The 21,288-nt window shown below is 70.5% G+C and carries 10 protein-coding genes and 2 tRNA genes; 6 read left to right on the forward strand and 6 right to left on the reverse strand.

What is annotated here, in order from left to right:
* Positions 1-137: 137 nt before the first annotated feature.
* Both FHR82_RS47545 and FHR82_RS22160 read left to right on the forward strand, forming a co-directional pair.
* On the forward strand, positions 138-4,250 hold the full coding sequence (locus tag FHR82_RS47545) for a LamG-like jellyroll fold domain-containing protein (RefSeq protein ID WP_184812355.1): 4,113 nt from the start codon (positions 138-140) through the stop codon (positions 4,248-4,250).
* A gap of 217 nt (positions 4,251-4,467) precedes the next feature.
* The gene (locus FHR82_RS22160) at positions 4,468-10,527 is read left to right on the forward strand and encodes an RHS repeat domain-containing protein (RefSeq protein WP_184812356.1); all 6,060 of its coding nucleotides are present in this window, start codon (positions 4,468-4,470) and stop codon (positions 10,525-10,527) included.
* Positions 10,528-10,695: 168 nt separating this feature from the next.
* Here FHR82_RS22160 and FHR82_RS22165 read toward each other — a convergent pair whose 3' ends face one another.
* The gene (locus FHR82_RS22165) at positions 10,696-12,144 is read right to left on the reverse strand and encodes an alpha/beta hydrolase (RefSeq protein ID WP_184812357.1); all 1,449 of its coding nucleotides are present in this window, start codon (positions 12,142-12,144) and stop codon (positions 10,696-10,698) included.
* Positions 12,145-12,342: 198 nt separating this feature from the next.
* Here FHR82_RS22165 and FHR82_RS22170 point away from each other — a divergent pair, with 198 nt between their 5' ends.
* The gene (locus FHR82_RS22170; RefSeq protein ID WP_184812358.1) at positions 12,343-13,527 is read left to right on the forward strand and encodes a sensor histidine kinase; all 1,185 of its coding nucleotides are present in this window, start codon (positions 12,343-12,345) and stop codon (positions 13,525-13,527) included.
* Entirely contained in the window at positions 13,528-14,205 is a 678-nt protein-coding gene (locus FHR82_RS22175) for a response regulator (protein ID WP_184812359.1), read from the forward strand.
* Positions 14,206-14,616: 411 nt separating this feature from the next.
* Here the strand turns inward: FHR82_RS22175 and FHR82_RS22180 are convergent.
* From FHR82_RS22180 to gltX, 4 genes are all read right to left on the reverse strand, one after another.
* Positions 14,617-14,689 (reverse strand) — tRNA-Glu (locus tag FHR82_RS22180).
* Between the two features lie 45 nt (positions 14,690-14,734).
* A tRNA-Gln gene (locus FHR82_RS22185) sits at positions 14,735-14,806 on the reverse strand.
* Between the two features lie 54 nt (positions 14,807-14,860).
* Positions 14,861-15,589, reverse strand: coding sequence for an HAD family hydrolase (locus FHR82_RS22190; protein ID WP_376706435.1), 729 nt, complete (start codon positions 15,587-15,589; stop codon positions 14,861-14,863).
* 233 nt (positions 15,590-15,822) lie between these two features.
* Positions 15,823-17,301: a glutamate--tRNA ligase gene (gene gltX / locus FHR82_RS22195; protein ID WP_184812361.1), complete on the reverse strand. Its 1,479-nt coding sequence runs from the start codon at positions 17,299-17,301 to the stop codon at positions 15,823-15,825.
* Between the two features lie 89 nt (positions 17,302-17,390).
* Here gltX and FHR82_RS22200 point away from each other — a divergent pair, with 89 nt between their 5' ends.
* Positions 17,391-18,626, forward strand: a complete 1,236-nt coding sequence (locus tag FHR82_RS22200) for an FAD-dependent oxidoreductase (RefSeq protein ID WP_184812362.1) — start codon at positions 17,391-17,393, stop codon at positions 18,624-18,626.
* A 430-nt stretch (positions 18,627-19,056) separates the two neighbouring features.
* On the opposite strand, the gene FHR82_RS22205 is transcribed toward FHR82_RS22200, so the two are convergent.
* On the reverse strand, positions 19,057-19,758 hold the full coding sequence (locus FHR82_RS22205; RefSeq protein WP_184812363.1) for an IclR family transcriptional regulator: 702 nt from the start codon (positions 19,756-19,758) through the stop codon (positions 19,057-19,059).
* Between the two features lie 85 nt (positions 19,759-19,843).
* On the opposite strand from FHR82_RS22205, the gene leuC reads away from it, so the two are divergent.
* Positions 19,844-21,280: a 3-isopropylmalate dehydratase large subunit gene (gene leuC / locus FHR82_RS22210; RefSeq protein WP_184812364.1), complete on the forward strand. Its 1,437-nt coding sequence runs from the start codon at positions 19,844-19,846 to the stop codon at positions 21,278-21,280.
* The last annotated feature ends 8 nt before the right edge of the window (positions 21,281-21,288 follow it).

Consider the following 21,288-nt stretch of genomic DNA (forward strand, 5'->3'; position numbering starts at 1 on the left):
ACCCCTTGCGCCAGGAAGCGGCACCCGGCCGGATCGGGGCTGTCCGGGTTGTCCGCTTCGCAGGATTGTGTGGAGGTTTGTGTAGGTCCCCCGGTTTAGATAACCACGTTGTGGAACGTTCGTGGAGGGGTGGGCGAGTGCGGCGGACAGTCGTGTGCGCTGTGTTGACGGCGATGTTCATGCAGGGCCTGTCAGCGGGAGCGCCGAAACCTCCCGTCGCCGGGGACGCCGTCCCGGCGACGGCGACGGCCGTGTCCGCACCGGAGGCGATCGCCAGGGCGACGGGGCGGCGGACCGAGGTGATGGCCGAACGAAGCGAGTCGAGGCAGGTGTTCGCCAACCCCGACGGCACGTACACCCTGGAACAGGCCCTTGAGCCGGTCCGGGTGCGCCGGGGTTCGGGCTGGGTCGACGTCGACAAGACGGTCCAGAAGCGGCCGGACGGCTCGGTCGGGCCCAAGGCGACCGTCACGCCGGTGACGTTCTCGCGCGGCGGGGACGAGCCGCTGGTCGAGTTCGGCGCGGGCGAGGACCGGCTGGTGCTGCGCTGGCCCGCGCCGTTGCCGGAGCCGGAACTGGACGGCTCGACCGCCACCTATGCCGACGTCCTGCCCGACGTCGACCTCGAGATGGAAGCTCTCACGCAGGGGTTCGGGTACGCGCTGGTGGTGCGGACACCGCAGGCGGCGGCAAGCCCGGCGCTGGCCGAGGTGGACTTCCTCGTCGATCGCGCCGGTCTCGGGGTGCGGCGCGGCGACAAGGGTGGTCTGGCCGCGGTCGCCCGTGACGGCGGCGAGGTCTTCCGCGCGCCGAACGTGTCCGTGTGGGACACCACCGAGGGCGGGGACGCGGGCAGCCATCGCGGCCTGGCGGAGGTGGTGCTCTCGGACGGCCGGATCACGGTCCGGCCCGACCGCGCGGTGCTGACCGACACCGAGGCCGAGTTCCCCATCCAGATCGCCGCCCAGTGGGCGCAACTCGGCCAGTTCGGCTGGACCTCGGTCTACGAGCAGTTCCCGGACCAGACCTACTGGAACGGCGCCAACATGGGTGACGACAAGCGGGCGCGCGTCGGGTACTCCAACCACGAGCCGCAGACCGTCACGGTCCGGTCGTTCTTCCACTTCGACCTGCGCGGCCTGCGGGACAAGCACGTGCTGGCCGCCGAGCTCAACCTGCTCGGCGGGTACTCCGCCGCGTGTGGCAACAGCTCGTTCTGGCTGGGACACGCCGGCCCGGTCGACGGCAACACCACCTGGCGCAACCAGCCTGGCGTCGGCAAGGTCCAGCACAAGCACGAGTCCGGTTTCAGCTGGGGCGGCTGCAGTCCCCGGTGGGTCGGCTGGGACGTCACCGACGAGGTGTCCTACTCCAACGCACGCACCGACTCGGTGACGTTCCGGCTGTCCGGGGAGGAGGGCAACCCCAACGCGTGGCGCAAGTTCGACACCACCTCCTACGGGCAGCACCCCAAGCTGCTCGTGAACTACAACCGGTATCCGTGGACGCCGGTCAACCTGACCGCGGCACCCAAGCCGGGGTGTGGCGCCGCGCCACCGAACGAGCCGTTCGTCACCACCAACACGCCCGTGCTGAAGGCGGACGCCGCGGACCCCGACGGTGACCGGCTGACCGCCGTGTTCCGGATCTACCGGCACGGCACGGCCGAGTACCGCGACCTCCACGTCGGCCAGCACGAGTCGGGCTCCCAGTTCCAGGTGGCCGTGCCCGGCGACATGTTCAAGACCGGGGAGACGCTCGGCTGGTACGCCGCGACCTACGACGGGTACGGGGCCTGGTCGGGGTGGGCAGGCCCGTGCTTCATCAGCGTCGACACCCTCCCGCCGGACCGGAAACCGTCGGTGACGTCGACCGACTACCCGGAGGGGACGTCGGCGGGCGCCCCGGGGAAGTCCGGGCGGTTCACCTTCGGCGCCGCCGGTCTGCCGGACGCGGCCGGGTTCCAGTACCGCGTGGGCGGCCAGGGCTGGCGGACCGTCGCCGCGGTCGGCGGCTCGGCCACTGTGGACATCACGCCGGTGACCGCGGACGGCACCCGGCTGGACGTGGCCATTGTGGACAAGGCGGGCAACGTCGGCCTCGACGACGAGCTCGACCCGGCGGCGAGCAACGTCCGCAAGTACGAGATCAGGGTGAACCCGCCGACCCTGCCCACCGGGCACTGGCGGCTGGACGGCTACCACACGGCCACCGACGTGCCTGACGTGACGGGCAAGCACCCCGGCTCCTTCGCCCCCGGCGCCGCGCAGTGGGCCTTCGGGCGTTCGGCCGAAGCGTTGTCGTTCACCGGGAACCTGGGTTCGGAGGTGTCCACCCGCAACGGCCCGGCCGTCGACGCGACGAGGAGTTTCACCGTCAGCGCCTGGGTCAAGCTGCGCGGCGACCCCGGTGACCAGTGGAAGACCGCGGTGAGCCAGGACGGCGAACGCGTCAGCCGCTTCGCCCTGCAGTACGCGGGGGGAGGGATCCGCAAGTGGGCGTTCTCCATGATGACCGAGGACTCCGACACACCGCAGATCCAGCAGGCCGTGCCCACCGATGCCAGGTTCGCGCCCCGGGTGGGCGTGTGGACCCACCTGACGGGTGTCTACAACTCGACCTACGGAACGCTCCAGCTCTACGTCGACGGTGAGCTGGCCGGGACCGGTCAGCACACGGGCAGGTGGACGAGCAGGCCCGAGCGCGGCCTGCAGATCGGCCGCGGCAAGTGGGCGGGAAACCTCGGCGACAACTGGCCGGGCGAGCTCGACGACGTCAAGGTGTTCGACCGGGCCCTGCCGGACATCAGGTTGAACCCCGGGGCCGCCTCGGAGATCGACGAACTGGCCGGCCGGCCCGCCGACGAGGTCGCCACGTGGAACTTCGACGAGGGCGCAGGCGCGGTCACCACCGACTTCTCCGGTACCCAGACGGCGGCCACGCTGGTCGGCGCCGGGTGGGCGCAGGGCAAGGCGGGCAAGGGGCTGCGGATCGGCAGCGCGGGCGGGCGCATGACCACGTCCGGCCCGCTGGTCCGGACCGTCGACAGCTACACCGTGTCGGCGTGGGTGAAACTCGACACCGCCCCCACCACGCAGCAGACCGTCCTCAGCCAGGAAAGCGCGGCCAACAGCGGCTTCACGCTGTTGGCCACCCACACGGGCAAGTGGGCCTTCACCATGCGGTTCACCGATCAGACCGCGGCGCCGAACCAGTACGCGGTCGTCAGCACGGAGCCGGTCCGGCCGGAATGGACGCACGTCACGGGTGTCTACGACGCCACCAACACCGAGATCAGGATCTACGTCAACGGCGTGCAGAGCGGCGGGACCGTGAACGCGCCCGCGGTACCACTGGACGCGACCGGGCCGTTCCACGTCGGCGGTCAGAAGATCGACGGGGCTTGGCGAGGCGCGTTCGTCGGCACTGTCGACGAGGTGCGGGCCTACAACGGGGTGCGGACCCCCGGCGAGATCCTCGAGGAGGCCGCGAACCCGGTGCCAAGCCGGGTGCGGGGCAACGCGCACACCAGGTACGTGTCCCCCAGGGACCAGTTCGCGTTCACCGGTCCCGCACCCGCGGGCTTCCACAAGGCCGGTGACCTCGGGTACTACGCGCCGCCCGGCACGCCCGGCACCCACATGCTGTACAGCTGCCGCACCGGCAACGACGGCTTCACCTCGCCCGACCCGGGCTGTGAAGGTGCCCGGCTGGTCAGTCCGCTGGGGCTGGTCCACGACTCCGCCGGGGACGGCCGGTTGACGTTGTACGGGTGCCGGATGGGCGAGCGCGACTTCGACTCCCTGTCGAGCACCTGCGAGGGCCAGCAGGTGCACCGGGTCCTCGGCTACACGTTGCCGTACGTGACCCTGGGGCGTTACCAGCCGGTCGACGGGGCGGCCGACCTTCGCAGCGACACCGGGTCCACCTCACTCCGCTACCGGTTCGAGCGCGACGTGATCGCGTTGCACACAGGGGGCCTGCCCGGCCAGGTCCTGCTGTACCTGTGCCAGGACGGCGCCGACACGTTCACGCTCACCGACGCGACGTGCGGCGGGAAGCAGGTGGTGAAGGCGCTCGGCTCACTGTGGACAGAGCAGCCGCTCGACCCCGGTGCCGTGCGGCTCTACTCCTGCGTCCGCTTAACCCCGGCCGCGGACAGGTTCGAGTCGACCGACCGGTTCTGCGAAGGCCAGGACATCGTCGGCCCCCTGGGGTACGGCATCGCCCCGGCGCGCGTGTCGAAGTAGCCATCGAGAAACCAGAGGAAGAGCACTGATGCGCAGGTTCTCGCTGTTGTTTCTCGCTGCGCTGGTGGCGGTGCTGTTGCCGCGGGTCCTGTGTGGCTCGCCGCCACAGGCGCGCAGGAGGCGAACTTCGGACTCGCCGGGAACGAGTTCGACCAGCGGGACTGGCGCAAGTTCGACACCAGCCGCAGCTGAACGTCCACTACGAGTAGGGAATCGCATGAGACCGAGTGCAACTGTCCGGCTCGGCCTGGTGGCCGCGCTGGGTGCGTCACTGGTGGCCATCCTGCCGGTGACAGCGGTGGCGGAGGAACGGCCGGCCGGTGACCCGGCGCCGTTGAGCCGCGCCGAGAAGGTGCCGGGGAAGAACGCGGCCGCCAAGCCGGTGCCGAGCGACCCGGTGTGGGAGAAGCGGCTGAAGGGCACGCCGGACACGGTCTGGCCGACGCCCGCAGCCGTGGACGTGCCGCTGACGACGGCCAGGACCCGAGCGGTGCGGGCCAAGGGGCTGCCCGTCCGGTTCCGGACCCCCGCCGCGGGTGCGGACGGGCCCGCGCCGTCGCAGGTGTCGGTCGAGCTGCTCGACCGTGCGCGCGCCACGAGGGCAGGCGTGAACGGCGAACTGCTGACACTTCGCCGATCCGACGGTGGGAAGAAGCCCGGTCCCGTCGACGTCGAGCTGGACTACTCGGGCTTCCGCGACGCGTTCGGCGGGGACTGGGCCGCGCGGTTGCGCATCGTGTCGTTGCCGGCATGCGCGACGACGACACCGGACAAGGCCGAGTGCCGCAAGCAGACGCCGCTGCGCACGCACAACTCCCTGTCGTCCGGGACCGCGTCGGCCAGGGTGGTGACCGCGGACCAGACGTCCGTCTACGCCCTCACCGCCGCCGCGGACGGCCCGACCGGCGACTACGAGGCCAGCCCGCTGTCGCCGTCGGCGACCTGGCAGACGGCACTGCAGAGCGGCAGTTTCTCGGCGACGCAGGAGTTCTCCGTACCGGACGTGCCTGGCGGGCTGAAGCCGCAGGTGGCGTTGTCGTACTCGTCCGGCGGCGTCGACGGCAGGACGGTCGCCACCAACAACCAGCCGTCGTGGGCAGGCGAAGGCTGGAACCTGTGGTCGGGGTACGTCTCCTGGTCGCACGGCGGGTGCGTCGACCAGGGCGTGCCCAACTCCGGCGACCTGTGCTGGGGTGGTGACCAGGCGTCCATCGTGTTCAACGGCAAGGCGACCGCGCTGGTGTACGACGCGAACCGCAAGGTCTGGCGGCTCAAGGACGACGACGGGTCCAGAGTGGACCTCATGACCGGCGCGAGCAACGGCGATCGCGACGGCAACTTCTGGCGGGTCACCACGACGGACGGCACCCAGTACTTCTTCGGCCGCCAGGCGGACGCGCAGTCGACCTGGACCGTGCCGGTGTTCGGCAACAACGACAACGAGCCGTGCAAGGCCGCGACGTTCGCCACCTCGTGGTGCCAGCAGGCGTGGCGGTGGAACCTCGACTACGTGGTCGATCGCGCAGGCAACACCATGAAGTACTTCTACACCAAGGAGAACAACTTCTACGGCATCAACCTGGCGGCCGGCCGTGCCGAGTACACCCGAGGCGGTGTGCTCGACCGGATCGAGTACGGCGCGAAGGAAGGGCAGAGCCCCGTCGCCCAGGTCACCTTCGACACCGCACCACGGTGCCGGGAAGGCGCGGACTGCGCCAAGCACGAGAGCTTCCCCGACGTGCCGTTCGACCGCGAGTGCACCACCGCGACCTGCCCGGAGAAGTTCTCGCCGACGTTCTGGACGACCAAGCGGCTGGCCAAGGTGAGCACGTTCCTGGCAGGCACGCTGCTCGACTCGTGGACGCTGCAACACGGCTTCCCGGTCAACGGTGACGGCACCGCGGCGGGACTGTGGCTCCAGCAGGTGACGCACACCGGGCACCGCGGCGGCACTCCGCGCAGCGACCCGCCGACCAAGTACTTCGGCACGCCGGAGCCCAACCGCGTCAACACCGCGGAAGACGGCCTGCCGCCCATGCTCAAGCACCGGATCCACACCATCTACAACGAGTCCGGCGGCAAGACCGAGGTGAACTGGGCGGCCCACGACTGCGCGGCGGGCGCGACGCCGGCTCCGGCGGACAACACCAAGCGGTGTTTCCCGGTCCGGTGGGCGCCGCCGGGTGCGGCCGCGGTCGACGACTGGTTCCGCAAGTACGTGGTGGCCGAGGTGGTGACGGACGACCGCGTCGGTGGCAGCCTGCCGGGCAAGACCTCCTACGAGTACGTCGGCGGCGGCGCGTGGCACTACGACGACAACCCGCTGGTCAAGGAGGAGTACCGCACGTGGTCGCAGTGGCGTGGGTATGCGCACGTGAAGGTGCGCACCGGCAACACCGCGAGCGAGCCGGATGTCCGGCAGACCGAGCGGGTGTCGACGTTCTTCCGCGGCATGCACGGTGACCGTGCGTCCAGGTCCGGCGGCGTGAAGACCCCGAAGATCAAGGACTCGACCGGGACCGAACGGGACGACCTCGACGGGTTGCAGGGCTTCGTGCTGGAGGAGCGCACGCACGACGGCGTGGACGGCGCCGAGGTGTCCGGCACGATCACCCTGCCGAGCAGGCAGGAGACCGCGGCGCAGGGCAGCAGCCGGGCGTACGTGGTGCGACCGGGAACGACGCTGGGGCGTACGGCGGTCACGGGCGGGTCGCCGCGCACCACCGAGGTCGTGCACACCTATGACACCCACGGGATCCTCACGAAGACCGACGATCGCGGCGACACGGCCACGACCGAGGACGACCAGTGCACGACCACGACCTACGCACGCAACCCGGACGCCTGGATCCTGACCCTGCCGAGCCGGACGCACACGGTCGGCGTGGCGTGCGACGGCACGGCGGTGTTCCCGCGTGACTCGATCTCGGACCTCCGCTACCACTACGACGGCGGTGCACACGGCCAGGCGCCGACAGCCGGGTACGTCACCAGACAGGAACGCGTCCGGGACTACGTCGAGGGTGAGCCCGAGTACCTGGTCGTCGCCGAGACCACGTACGACACCTACGGGCGGCCGCTGACCGAGTCCGACGCGTTGAAGCGCACGACGACCACCGGCTACGAACCGGCGACCGGTCTGCCGAAGACGATGACGGTCGCCAACCCGAAGCAGCACAAGGTGGTCACCTCCTACGACGCGGCCGGGCAGGTCGAGTCCACGGTGGACGCCAACGACAAGAAGACGGAGTTCGGCCACGACGCACTCGGCAGGTTGACCGCGGTGTGGCGGCCGGGCCGGGTCAAGGGCGCCGACAGCCCGCACGTCCGGTACGACTACCGCGTCCGCAACGACGGCACCAGCTGGGTCGCCACCGAACGGCTCGCGGCGAACCAGAACACGCTGACCAGCTACACCATCTACGACGGGTTCATGCGGGAACGGCAGACGCAGGCACACGCGTGGGTCGAGGCAGGCACTCCGCCGGGGCGGGTGGTCACCGACAAGATCTACGACTCGCGCGGCCTGGTCGTCAAGGAGAACAACCGGTACTGGGGCGACGGCGCGGCAGCGGGTGACCTGTACACCCACACCTCGGGCGACGCGATCGTCCCGTCGCAGACGAGGCTGACCTACGACGGCGCCGCCAGGGAGGTCAAGGCGGAGCTGTACACGGGGAACCAGCCCGCGTCCGAGACCTGGTTCACCACCACCGAGTACCGCGGCGACATGACGGTCGTGACGCCACCGAAGGGCGGCACCAAGACGGCGACACTCGTCGACGCGCGGGGACGGCAGACCGAGGTACGGCAGATCGGTGGCACGAACGTCACCACGACCAGGTACAGCTACACCAAGGCCGGGCAGCTGGCCGCGGTCACCGACACCGTGGGCAACCAGTGGGTCTACGACCACGACGTGCTCGGCAGGGCGACCAGGCGCAGCGACCCCGACACGGGCGCCGTCACGCTGACCTACGACGAAGCTGGCCAGCTCGAGAGCCGGGACGACGCACGGCAGGGCAAGGTGATCACGTACGACTACGACGAGCTCGGCCGCAACACCGCGACCTGGGACGGCACGACCCAGCTGACCGCGACGACCTACGACCGCCCCGGCGCGCTCGGCCAGGTCGCGTCCAGCACGCGGTTCTCCGGCGGGGTGGCCTACTCCTCGGAGGTCCTCGCCTACGACGACGGCTACCGGCCGACGGAGGAGGTGGTGACGGTGCCTGCCGCCGAGACCGGACTGGCGGGCGAGTACCGCACCACCGCCGAGTACAACCCGGACGGCAGCCTCAAGCGACTGGGCGCACCGCGCCTCAGCACCGAGGTGCCCGGTGAGGAGCTCAGCTACGGCTACGACACCTTCGGCCTGCTGAGCACGGTCACCGGCACCGACACCTACGTCGGCTACACCCGCTACACCGAGTTCGGCGAGCCGGAGATGATCCGGCGCGGCAAGGTGGGCCTGGAGACGTGGACCCGGTGGGACTACGGCCCGGCGACGCGCCGGGTCTCGCAGATCGCCGTGGACCGGCGCAACGCCACCGGCTTCGCGTCGGACCTGCGCTACGGCTACGACGAGGCCGGCAACATCACCAAGCAGACCACCCACATCGCCGGGCAGACCTTCGACGCGCAGTGCTACGGGTACGACCACCTCCGCCGGATGACCGAGTCGTGGTCGACCGCGTCGGACTGCGCGGCCGGGGTAGGCAAGAACGTGGGCGGTCCCGCGCCCTACTGGACGTCCTACGGCTACGACGAGATCGGCAACCGGCAGACCGAGACCGAGCACGGCCTGAACGGTGTCACGGACACCGTTAGCATCTCGGCCTACCCGGCCGCGAAGCAGCCCCGGCCGCACGCGCCGACCTCGATCACCACGAAGGGGCCGCAAGGCACCAGGACAGCCACCTTCTCCTACACCGAGACGGGCACGGCCAGGACGCGCCCTGGACCGTCCGGTGTGGAGCAGACGCTGGACTGGGACGCCGAGGACCGGCTGGTGTCCACGTCGGCAGGCACCGGCTACGTGTACAACCTCGACGGCAGCCGTCTGGTCAGCAGGGACGACAAGGGCAAGACGCTCTACCTGCCCACCGGGGAGGTCCGCTGGGACAAGGCGACGGGCAAGGTCACCGGCACCCGGTACTACCAGCACAACAGCGAGACCGTCGGCGTGAAGTCGGCCGCGGGGTTGAACTGGCTGTCGCACGACCTCAACGGAACGGACGTCATCGCGGTCAAGTCGGACCTGACCAAGGTGACCACCCGGCGGCTCGACCCGTTCGGTGAGGTGCGCGGCACGGCCGCGGCGTGGCCGTCCACCCGGGGGTTCGTCGGTGGTGCCACCGAGCAGGCCACCGGCCTGACGTCGTTGGGCGTGCGGGCGTACGACCCGGCGGGCGGGAAGTTCGTCGCGGTGGATCCGCTGCTCGACCCCACGGATCCGGACCACCTCAACGGCTACAGCTACGCCAAGAACAGCCCGGTGACACTGACCGACCCGGACGGACGCTTCCCGCGTACCGGCAACAGCCCCGACGGCGAGTGCGACCGCGGCTGCGCGCACAAGCCGGGTCAGGGACCGGCCAGCACGTTCAACGGCGCGCTGCCGTTGTTCTACCAGAAGCCGCCGGACCCCTGGAACCCGCCGAAGCCGGTCATCAAGACGTTGCCGGGGCCGTCGAAGAGCGGGAAGCCGGGGTTCCCCGCCAGCTGCACGTTCGACAAGTGCCGCGCCCTGCAGCCGTGGCAGGTGCCGCCGACGGAGTGCAAGGACCAAGGCCGGCTGGGCGGCGACCTCAAGTGCATCGACGCGCTGACCCAGCAGCAGAAGGACAAGAGCGCCTACGAGGAGGAGCAGCGGCAGAAGAACAAGCCGAAGGTCAACCCCATGACCCTCAGCGTCTGCGTCGCCGCGTGGGCGCAGATGGGCGGCATGGCCGGTGGTGACGTGTGCCTCACCTTCGACAGCCACGGCGTCGGTGTGTCGGCCGCGGGCAAAGTCGGTGCCGGTCCGGCCGTGGGAGCCGGTCTCGACCTCGGGATCAAGTTCTCCGAGGGCACGATCGAGGACGTGCCGGGGCCTGGCACCTGGGGCGGCGTCCCGGTCGGCCTGGTCGGCGTCGAAGGCGGGCAGAGCGACGGCGGGCAGCGCACCGTGGGCATCTCGGCCGGTCCCCAGCTCGGCATCGGTGGGCCGAGCTTCGGCCGCGAGTACGTCGCGGGCACCCGCCTGATCGGCGATGACCCCTCGAAGAAGAGGTGAGCCGGCCGCGGGAACGGCCCTTCCCCGCCGGGGGACAGGGCCGTTCCCGCGACTGTCGCGGCCGCGCACGGTGCGGAACCGGGTACTTGACGAATACCGAACGAGGCGGCGGGCGGATTTCGCGGCGCTGGGCAGGTTTGCCGGTCCACCGACATCTCGTGACCGCTGTTACCGGGTCGGCTCGGCGTCGCAGGTGAGGTCGTGTGCCGGGCGTTCGCCGGTGGTCAGGAACGTCGTCACCGAGTTGTTCGCGCACGTGTTGGTGCCGAACGGGTAGACGCCGTGTCCGCCCTGGTCGGCCACCACCATCCTGGCCCGGTCGCCGAAGGCCTGCCGCAGCTTCTTCGCGCCTGCCAGCGGGGTGCCCGGGTCGCGTTCGTTCTGCACGATGAGCACGTTCGACGGGCCCTGGTCGCCGATGTGCACCGGGGGCTCGGGCCGTTCCCGCGGCCAGAACGCGCACGGGTTGACGCTGGCTGTCGAGCCGCCCAGCTTCGGGTACCGGACCCGGTCGATCGCGGCGCTCAGCTGGTACTGCCAAACCTCTCCCGGCCAGCGCGAGTCACCGCACACCACCGCGAAGCGCGCGGCCATGAGGTTCTGCATGTCCGCGGGGAACGGGAGGAGCGGCGGCTTCTGATTCGCCTTCAGCGCCTGCCAGGACTTGGCGATCAGGGGCAGCGTCGCGTCGGCGTAGGAGTACTCGAACGTGAGGCCGCGGAACGCCGTGCCGTCGATGCCGTGGACCGGGGCCGTGTCCAACCGTTCCGCGAGTTCGAAGAACGTGGCGGTCACCTGTGCCGGAGTGGTGCCCAGGCCGTACTCGGGGTGCGCGGCCACGTATGCCGCGATGTCCGGGAAGCGGTCCTCCAGGCCGCGCGCGAACAACCGCATGGCGGTGAAGTCGTAGCCACCGGGGCCCAGGTTGCTGTCGAGCACGAACCGGTCGCTGTGTCCGGGGAACATCGTCGTGTACACCGCACCGAGGTAGGTGCCGTAGGAGTGACCGAGGTAGGAGATCCTCTGCTCGCCCAGTGCCGCCCGGAGCCGGTCCATGTCGCGTGCGGTGTTCGCGGTGGTGGTGTGCGGCAGCATCGACGCCGTCGGCGCGTCGGCGCACCGCTGCGCGATGTCCCGCGCCCGCGGTGCCTCCTTCGCCACGTCGGCCGCGTTGTGCGTGTACGGCGGGAAGTTGCCGCGCGCCACCTGCTCCTGGGTGAGCTCGCACGTCAGCGGTGCGCTGCGGGCGACGCCGCGTGGGTCGAAGCCGATCAGGTCGTAGGAGTCCAGCACCTCCCGCGGCAGGCCCGACGCGGCGAGCACCGCCGGGTAGTCGAGACCAGCGCCGCCGGGGCCGCCCGGGTTCGTCAGCAGCACGCCGCGGCGCTTCTCCGGGTTCTTGCCGGCCAGCCGGGAGATCGCGATCTCGATCCGCCGGCCGCCGGGGTCGCGGTAGTCCAGCGGGACCTCGAGGGTCGAGCACTCGAGGCCGGGGGCGGTGACCCCCTCGGGGCACGGTCCCCACCGCACGCTCGCCGGCGTCGCCGCCGACACTCCCGGGAGCACCACCGCCGCCACGGCGGTGGCGACGAGGGCGGTGGACAGGGTCTTGCGCATGGGGGAGTCCTCCTGGTGCACATCGGTTTCAGGCCGGGCGGGAGAGGAGCGGTCGCCCGCGACGTCCCGAGTCTGTCCAATCGGCACCGCCGGCACATCGGCCTCGCGGTGCGGCGCGTCTTCGACCTGGGTCGAGGTGCGGGTGCGACCCAGGTCGGAGGCGCTGCACCGGTCACCCGGCTTCGCGATAATGGCCAGGTGGACTCGGACGTCGCGCCGCCGCTCGGGGGGTGGCAGCAGGCATGGCGGTTGGCCGCGGCCGCGGCCCTGGGCGTTGCTTTCTGGCTCTCCCTGGCGATCGCGCTGCCGCCGGGATGCGCGGCCGACACGTGTTCCTGGTTCGTCACCGGGGATCCGCTGGTGGCGCTCGGCTGTCTGGCGGTGCTGCCGTGGCGGCGGCGGTTCCCGCTCCCCGTCGTCACGGCGGTCGTGGTCGCCTCGGCCGCCTCGACACTGGCCGGGGGTGCCGCGCTCCTGGCGCTGTGCTCGATCTCCACCCGCCGCCGTCCGGTGGAGATCGGGATCGTCGTGGCGGCTCACGTGGCCGTGTCACAGGTCAGCGCCGTGTTCTACCCGCTGGCGTCGCTGCCCGGCTGGACGTGGTCGCAACTCGTCGTCTCGGTGCTCAGCGCGGGCACCGCGGTGGCCGTGGGCGTGGCCGTCGGCGCACGGCGTGTGGAGGTGCGGTCCCTCAGGGAGCGGGCGGAGAGTGCGGAACGGGAACAGGCCGCACGAGCGGCGCAGGCGCGGGCCCTTGAGCGCAACCGGATCGCCCGCGAGATGCACGACGTGCTCGCGCACCGGATCTCGCTGGTCGCCATGCAGGCCGGCGTGCTGGACCACCGCGACGACCTCACGGCCGAGGAGAACCGGGTCCTGACGCGCGGCATCCTCGACGGCTCGCGCCAAGCCCTGGAAGAGCTGCGCGACGTCCTCGGCGTGCTCCGGGCCGACCAGTTCACCCCATCGGATCCCTCCCTGGACGGAATCCCCGGCCTGGTGGCCGACGCCCGCACGGCCGGACTGGACGTGACGCTCACCAACACCGTGACGGGCGCGGTGTCCGACGGCCTCGGGCGCACCTGCTACCGGGTAGTCCAAGAAGGACTCACCAACGCCGCGAAACACGCACCCGGCGCACAGGTGCGGGTCGTCCTCGACGGCGCGGCAGGCGACCACCTCCGCGTCAGCGTCCGCAACTCCCCGGCGACCGCGGCGACCCACCGGGTACCGACGTCGGGGTTCGGGTTGCCCGGTCTCGCCGAGCGGGTCACCCTCGCGGGCGGCGAGCTCGCCCACCACCCGACGGCCGACAACGGCTATGTCCTGACCGCACGACTGCCCTGGCCCAGCCACGACCACGACCACGAAATGAGTGCCTGAGTGGACAGCGAGCGCAGGCCGGTGCGGGTCCTCATCGTCGACGACGACCAGCTGGTGCGGATGGCGCTGCGACTCGTCGTCGGAGGCGAACCGGACCTGACCGTCGTCGCGGAGGCGGCCGACGGGAACGCCGCGATCACCGCGGTGGACCAGCAACGACCGGACGTCGTGTTGATGGACGTGCGAATGCCCGGCCGGGACGGCCTCAGCGCCACCCGGGAGATCCTCACCCGGCCGTCGCCGCCGCGGGTGCTCATGCTGACCACGTTCGACTCCGACGACCTGGTGCTCGGCGCACTGCACGCCGGCGCACTCGGGTTCGTCCTCAAGGACACCCCACCCGCGCGGATCGCCGACGCCGTGCGAACCGTCGCGGCCGGGAACCCCGTGCTGTCCCCGACGGCCACCGCACGGGTGATCGCCGCGGCGACCGGACCACACTCCGCCGAGGCCCGCCGCTCCACCCGCGAAGCCGCACGGCGCCGACTGTCCACACTGACCGAACGCGAACTCCACACCGCCCGCGGCATCGCCGACGGCCTGGGCAACGCGGAGATCGCCGAGCGGCTGCACATCAGCATCGCGACCGTGAAGGCCCACACTGGCAACCTGTTCACCAAGCTGGCGCTCGAGAACCGGGTGCAGATCGCGCTACTGATCCGTGACGCGGAGGAATGACACCCCCGGATCCGCGACTGGGTCTGCGGTCGTTCATCCGGCCGACGTCGTCGCCAACCCGCAGGTCGTCGGGGACGCCGGAGGAGCCCACGGTGAGCAGATGGTGCCGCCTGCGGCCGTCTCGGTCACCGAGAACCTCCCAAACCAGCCGACGGGATGCCCTCGAATCCGACGACATCAGCCAACGACTCCTACGCTGCCGGTTCTGAGGGAATCGACCGCGTAGAGGTGCAAGCCAAAGCGGAACAACGCGTTCACGAAACATAAATCGATACGGCCACACTCGCGGCCGTGGTCGAAATGAAACATCAACCAGCAAGTTGGACCTTCATGCGGCTTCACTTCCGAGCCCGGCATGCCACGCAAACGAACCAGGCCGTTTCCCGAAGGAAACGGCCTGGTCAGTCACTGTAGCCCCGACGGGATTTGAACCCGCGCTACCGCCTTGAGAGGGCGGCGTCCTAGGCCGCTAGACGACGGGGCCCTGGAACCAGAGAGAACTCTATCAGAAGCGATTTTGTTCTCTCTGCTGGGGTACCAGGACTCGAACCTAGACTAACTGAACCAGAATCAGTCGTGCTGCCAATTACACCATACCCCAACGCTACTGACCGTCAGCGACCTCGCGGTCGCTCGACCAGCACCGGAGAAGATGTTAGACCACGCCCTCCCGGCACCGGAAATCGGCCCCGGTTGTCGCGGTCACGTCGGGGGTGCGGTACTCGCTGACCAGCAGTTCCGGCAGGTCAGCAAGGCTCTCGATGGTCTGGATGCCCGGTTCGGTCGCGTCGTGGTCGTGTGACGACCGCGAGAGCCACACGCCGTGGAGGCCGGCGTCCCGTGCGCCCATGGCGTCGGTGTCGATGAGGTCGCCGACGTGGACCGTCTCGGACGGACGGACGCCCATGCGCGCGCACGCGGTGTGGAAGATCACTGGATCGGGTTTCGCCGCGCCCAGTTCGCCCGCGATGACCAGGGTGTCGAAGAAGCGGGCGATGCCGAGGTCGGCGAGTTTGGCGCGCTGGTGGTTGCCAGAGGCGTTGGTCACGGCGGCGAGCTTGAAGCCGGCGGCGCGCAGCCAGTCGAGGCACGGGATCGCGTCGGAGAACAGCTGCCACGTGGTGCACAGCTGCGTACGGCGCCGTTCCTCGAGGGTCGCGACGAGGTCGTCGTCGAGCAGCGCGCCGAGATCGGCGAAGAACGCCTTCGTGCGCGCCTTGTGCATGGCGTCGTAGGACAGTTCGCCTGCGACGACCCTGGCGACGTGCTCGTCGGTCGTGCGCTGCCAGCACGGCCACATGTCGTCGCGGCCGATGAGGTCGAAGAGGGCGCGCCGGGCGGACGACGTGAAGTCGACCAGCGTGTCGTCGATGTCTAAACACACTGCCTGGATTCTCGGCGGCTCGTGCTCGGCCGCCAGTCCGGTCGCGTTGCGGTCGGAGGCAGCAGGAAACGGCACGAGCCCAAAGGTCATCAGCAGAGATTAGGCCGCCCGGGGCACCCTTCGATTCGGCTATAGAGGTGATTGTGTGGAATCTGACTCGATTAAGTCAGCGGTCTCCGAGTGAGAGGCGATTAGGATCTATCGCTCCTCATCGGCGTGGCGTTACGGATGTGTCAGGAACGTGCCGCACGCAACCTCGAGAGTGACCGTTCCCGGCCGAGCAGTTCGAGCGACTCGTACAGCGGCGGGGACACCGTCCGACCGGTCGCCGCGACCCGCACGGGTGCGAACGCCTTGCGTGGTTTGAGACCGAGCCCGTCGATCAGCGCGGCCTTCAGCGTCTCCTCGATCGCCGCCGTCGTCCACTCCGCGACGCCCTCGAGCGCGCCGATGCTCGCGTCGAGAACGGGTGCCGCGTCGGGGCCGAGCGCCTTCGCGGCCGCGTCCGGTTCCGGCGCGAAGTCCGCTTCGGTGATGAAAAGGAACCGCACCATCGTGGCCACTTCGGACAGTACGGTGACGCGTTCCTGGACGAGCGGGGAAATGGCGCGGAGCGTGTCGAGGTCGGCGTCCGACGGGTTCTCGGGAAGGAGCCCCTCGGTCACGAGGTGGGGAATGACGCGCTCGACGAAAACCTCGGGGGCGAGCTTGCGGATGTGCTCGCCGTTGATCGCCTCCGCCTTCTTCACGTCGAACCGGGCGGCGTTCGCGTTGACCTTCGAGATGTCGAACGCGGCGATCATCTCGTCCATCGTGAAGATGTCGCGGTCCTCGGCGATCGACCAGCCGAGCAGCGCGAGGTAGTTCAGCATGCCCTCGGGCACGAAACCGCGGTCGCGGTAGTTGAAGAGGTTCGACTGCGGGTCGCGCTTCGACAGCTTCTTGTTGCCCTCGCCGCGCACCAGCGGCAGGTGCCCGAACTCCGGCGTGAACGTGGTGACGCCGATCCGCCGCAGCGCCTCGTACAGCGCGATCTGCCGCGGGGTCGACGGCAGCAGGTCCTCGCCGCGCAGCACGTGGGTGATGCGCATGAGCGCGTCGTCGACCGGGTTGGTGAGCGTGTACAGCGGGGCCCCGTTGGCGCGCACCAGGACCGGGTCGGGCACGCTGCCGACCTTGAACACGATCTCGCCGCGCACCAGGTCGGTGAAGGACAGGTCGTGGTCGGGCATGCGCAGGCGCAGCACGGGTTCGCGGCCGTCCGCGCGGAACGTGGCCTTCTGCTCGTCGGTCAGCTCGCGGTCGGCGTTGTCGTAGCCGAGCTTCGGGTCCTGGCCCGCGGCCTTGCGCCGGGCCTCCACCTCTTCGTTGGAGGAGAAGGACTCGTACAGCTCACCGGCCTCGAAGAGCCTGCGCGCGATGTCGGCGTAGATCTCGCCGCGCTCGCTCTGGCGGTACGGCCCGTCGGGGCCGCCGACCTCGGGACCCTCGTCCCAGTCGATGTTCAGCCACCGCAACCCGTCGAGCAGCGCGCGGTAGCTCTCCTCGCTGTCGCGCGACGCGTCGGTGTCCTCGATGCGGAACACGAGCTTGCCGCCGTGGTGGCGGGCGAAGGCCCAGTTGAACAGAACGGTGCGGATCAGGCCAACGTGCGGCGTGCCCGTCGGCGACGGGCAGAAGCGGGCGCGGACCTCAGCGTTTGCAGTAGTCATGGCCCGATCAGCGTATCCGCCTTGACGTCGTGTTCCGGCAGGTGCATCCTGAAGTTATTCAACAGGAGATGAATTGATTTGGAGGGGTCATGACGAACGTGGAGAGGACCACGTGTCTGGTCGCAGGCGGCGGCCCGGCCGGGATGGTGCTGGGGCTTCTGCTCGCCCGCGCGGGTGTCGCGGTGACAGTGCTGGAGAAGCACGCCGACTTCCTGCGCGACTTCCGGGGCGACACCGTGCACCCGACGACCCTCGACCTGCTCGACGAGCTGGGCCTGGGGGACGAGTTCGCGAAGCTGCCGCAGAGCAGGCTGGAACGGGCGCAGCTGCCGACGCGGCAGGGGATGGTGCCGTTCGGCGACTTCACGCAGCTGCCCGGCAAGCACAACTACGTCGCGATGGTGCCGCAGTGGGACCTGCTGGACCTGTTGGCGGACGCGGCGAAACAGGAGCCGTCGTTCACGCTCCGCATGGAGACCGAGGCGGTCGGCGTCATCTGGGACCACGGACGGGTGGCGGGCGTCGAGTACCGCACGACGGCCGGTGCGACCGGACAGATCCTCGCGGACCTCACGATCGCCGCCGACGGCAGGCACTCCGCGCTGCGCGCCGCGGCGGGCATGAAGGTGCGGGACTACCCGACACCGATGGACGTCTGGTGGTTCCGCCTGCCCCGTCGCACCGGGGACCCGGCAGGCGCGGTCGGCGTGATGAGCCAGGCCCGCGCGGTGATCATGCTGGACCGCGACGACTACTGGCAGACCGCGGTCCTGATCCGCAAGGGCTCGGACGCGGCGCAGCGGAAGGAGCCGGTGTCGTCGATGGTCGCCGGCATCGCGGAGGTGGTGCCGTGGCTGACCGACCGGGTGGACACGGTGTCCTCGTGGGACGACGTGAAGCTGCTGGACGTGCGCGTCGACCGCCTGAGCCGCTGGTACACCGATGGCCTGCTGTGCATCGGTGACGCGGCCCACGCCATGTCACCCGTCGGTGGCGTCGGCATCAACCTGGCAGTACAGGACGCGGTCGCGGCGGCCACGCTGCTGGCGGCACCCCTCGTCAACGGCACGGTCTCGACCCGCGACCTCGCGAAGGTGCAGCGGCGCAGGCTGCTGCCGACGGTCATCACGCAGGGGGTGCAACGGTTCCTGCACGCCCGCGTGCTCAAGCCCGCCCTGGCGGGAAAGGTCGAGATCGCGCGGGCGGCGAAACTGCCGGTGCCGGTGCGGATGATGACCAGGTTCCCGAAGCTGCGCCGCATACCCGCGTACGTCGTCGGCCGCGGCTTCCGCCCGGAGCACGCACCGCCCTTCGCGCGCAGGTAGTCGTCCACGGGCCCACGTCGCTGACCAGCACAGGGGTTTCCGGCGGCAGGTCACCGCCCGCCGCGGCGGGGTCCGCGCCGTCGGCGGGGACGGGGGCCGGGAACTCCTTGCCGCTCGGCGGCTTGGCGAAGAAGGGCCAGCGGACCGCCTGGTACGCCCGAGCTTCGTGTGATGGATGGTGCGGCTGGTGCGTTCCCTCGGCAGGAACGACAGCCACCGGTGGTGCCGGCAGGCGAGCCGGTCCGCGAAGCCCGGGCCACCGTAGTAATGCGGACGCGCGTCCTCGGACGCGTCGCCCACCCGCAGGCGGCGGCGCGCCGCCGCTGCCACCAGCCAGGACGCCTCGCCCAGCGCGGCGGACGCGATCACCAGCACGCCGAGTGGCCGGCCGGTCGCCGACCGTCCACTGGGGATGATCACTGTGGACGATCTAGAGCCGGGTCTGGAGCGCGTCCGCCGCCGCGAGGAGGTCCGCCGCCCAGCGTGCGCCGGGACGCCTGCCCATGCGGTCGATCGGCCCGGACACCGACACCGCCGCCACGACCTGGCCCGCCGCGTCGCGCACGGGGGCGGACACGCTTGCCACGCCCGGTTCCCGCTCCGCCACGCTCTGCGCCCAGCCGCGGCGGCGCACCTCCAGCAGTGCGCGCTCGCCGAAGACCGCGTCGGCCAGCAGGGCGCGCTGGGTGGTCGGGTCCGTCCACGCCGCAAGGACCTTCGCGCCGGAACCGGCGGTCATCGGGAGCCTCGCGCCCACGGGAACGGTGTCGCGCAGGCCACTCGGCGGCTCGGCCGTCGAGATGCAGATCCGGTGCACACCGTCGCGGCGGTACAGCTGCACGCTCTCGCCCGTGCGGTCGCGCAACCGGGGCAGGACGCTGCTCGCCGCGTCCAGCAACGGGTCCACCGCGCCGCCTGCCAGTTCGGCCAGTGCGGCGCCCGGTCGCCACCGTCCGTCGCTTCCCCTGCGCAGCAAGCGATGCACCTCGAGCCCCACTGCGAGCCGGTGCGCGGTCGCACGGGGGAGTCCCGTCCGCGTGCAGAGTTCGGCCAGGCCACAAGGCTCTTTGGCGACCGCCTGCAGGACCGCCATTGCCTTGTCCAGTACACCGATGCCGCTATGCTGTCCCACGTCTCGATATTAAGTTCCCGCTATATGGGATGTCCAGTGTTTCAGATCGTGGAACCGAACTTCTGAAGTCGATGGGTGAGAAGGCATGGGAAAGACGCTTGCCGAGAAGGTATGGGATCAACACGTGGTCCGGCGGGGAACCGGCGCGGAGCCGGACCTGCTGTACATCGACCTCCACCTCATCCATGAGGTGACGAGCCCGCAGGCGTTCGACGGCCTGCGACTGTCCGGTCGTGGCGTGCGCAGGCCCGATCTCACCATCGCCACGGAGGACCACAACGTCCCGACGATCGACATCGAGCTGCCGATCGCGGACCCGGTGTCCCGCACGCAGGTCGACACGCTCCGCAAGAACTGCGCGGAGTTCGGTGTCCGGCTGCACCCGATGGGTGACGCGGAGCAGGGCATCGTGCACGTCGTCGGCCCGCAGCTGGGCCTGACCCAGCCGGGCACGACGGTGGTGTGCGGTGACAGTCACACCTCGACGCACGGCGCGTTCGGCGCGCTGGCGTTCGGTATCGGCACGTCGGAGGTCGAGCACGTGCTCGCCACCCAGACGCTGCCGTTGCGGCCCTTCAAGACGATGGCGATCACTGTGGACGGGGAGCTGCCCCCCGGCGTCACGGCGAAGGACGTCATCCTCGCGGTCATCGCGAGGATCGGCACCGGCGGCGGACAGGGCTACGTGCTCGAGTACCGCGGCGCGGCGATCGAGAAGCTGTCGATGGAAGCGCGGATGACCGTCTGCAACATGTCCATCGAGGCGGGCGCCCGCGCCGGGATGATCGCACCGGACGAGACCACGTTCGCCTACCTGAAGGGCCGTCCGCACGCCCCGAGGGGGGAACAGTGGGACGCCGCGGTGGCGGCCTGGCGCGCGCTGCGCACCGACGACGACGCCACGTTCGACGCCGAGGTGCACATCGACGCGAGCGCGCTGACCCCGTACGTGACATGGGGCACCAACCCGGGGCAGGGGCTGCCGTTGTCGGCGCGGGTGCCCGACCCGGAGGCGATCGGGGACGAGCACGAGCGGGCCGCCGCCGAGAAGGCGCTCTCGTACATGGACCTGACGCCGGGCACGCCGCTGCGCGACATCCACGTCGACACCGTCTTCCTCGGCTCGTGCACCAACGGCCGGATCGAGGACCTGCGCGCCGCCGCGGACGTGTTGCGGGGCCGCAAGGTCGCCGACGGGGTGCGGATGCTCGTGGTGCCGGGGTCGATGCGGGTGCGCGCGGCCGCCGAGTCCGAGGGCCTGCACCAGGTCTTCCTCGACGCGGGCGCCGAGTGGCGGCAGGCCGGTTGCTCCATGTGCCTCGGCATGAACCCGGACCAGCTCAAGCCCGGTGAGCGGAGCGCGTCCACATCGAACCGCAACTTCGAGGGACGGCAGGGCAAGGGCGGCCGGACCCACCTGGTGTCGCCGCTCGTGGCCGCCGCGACCGCGGTCCGCGGCACCCTCTCCGCACCGGAAGACCTGCCCGCGGAGTCGAGCACCGATACCGGCGACCAGGCCTGAAAGGGGCA

Source organism: Actinophytocola algeriensis (genome assembly GCF_014203735.1).
Lineage (GTDB): Bacteria > Actinomycetota > Actinomycetes > Mycobacteriales > Pseudonocardiaceae > Actinophytocola > Actinophytocola algeriensis.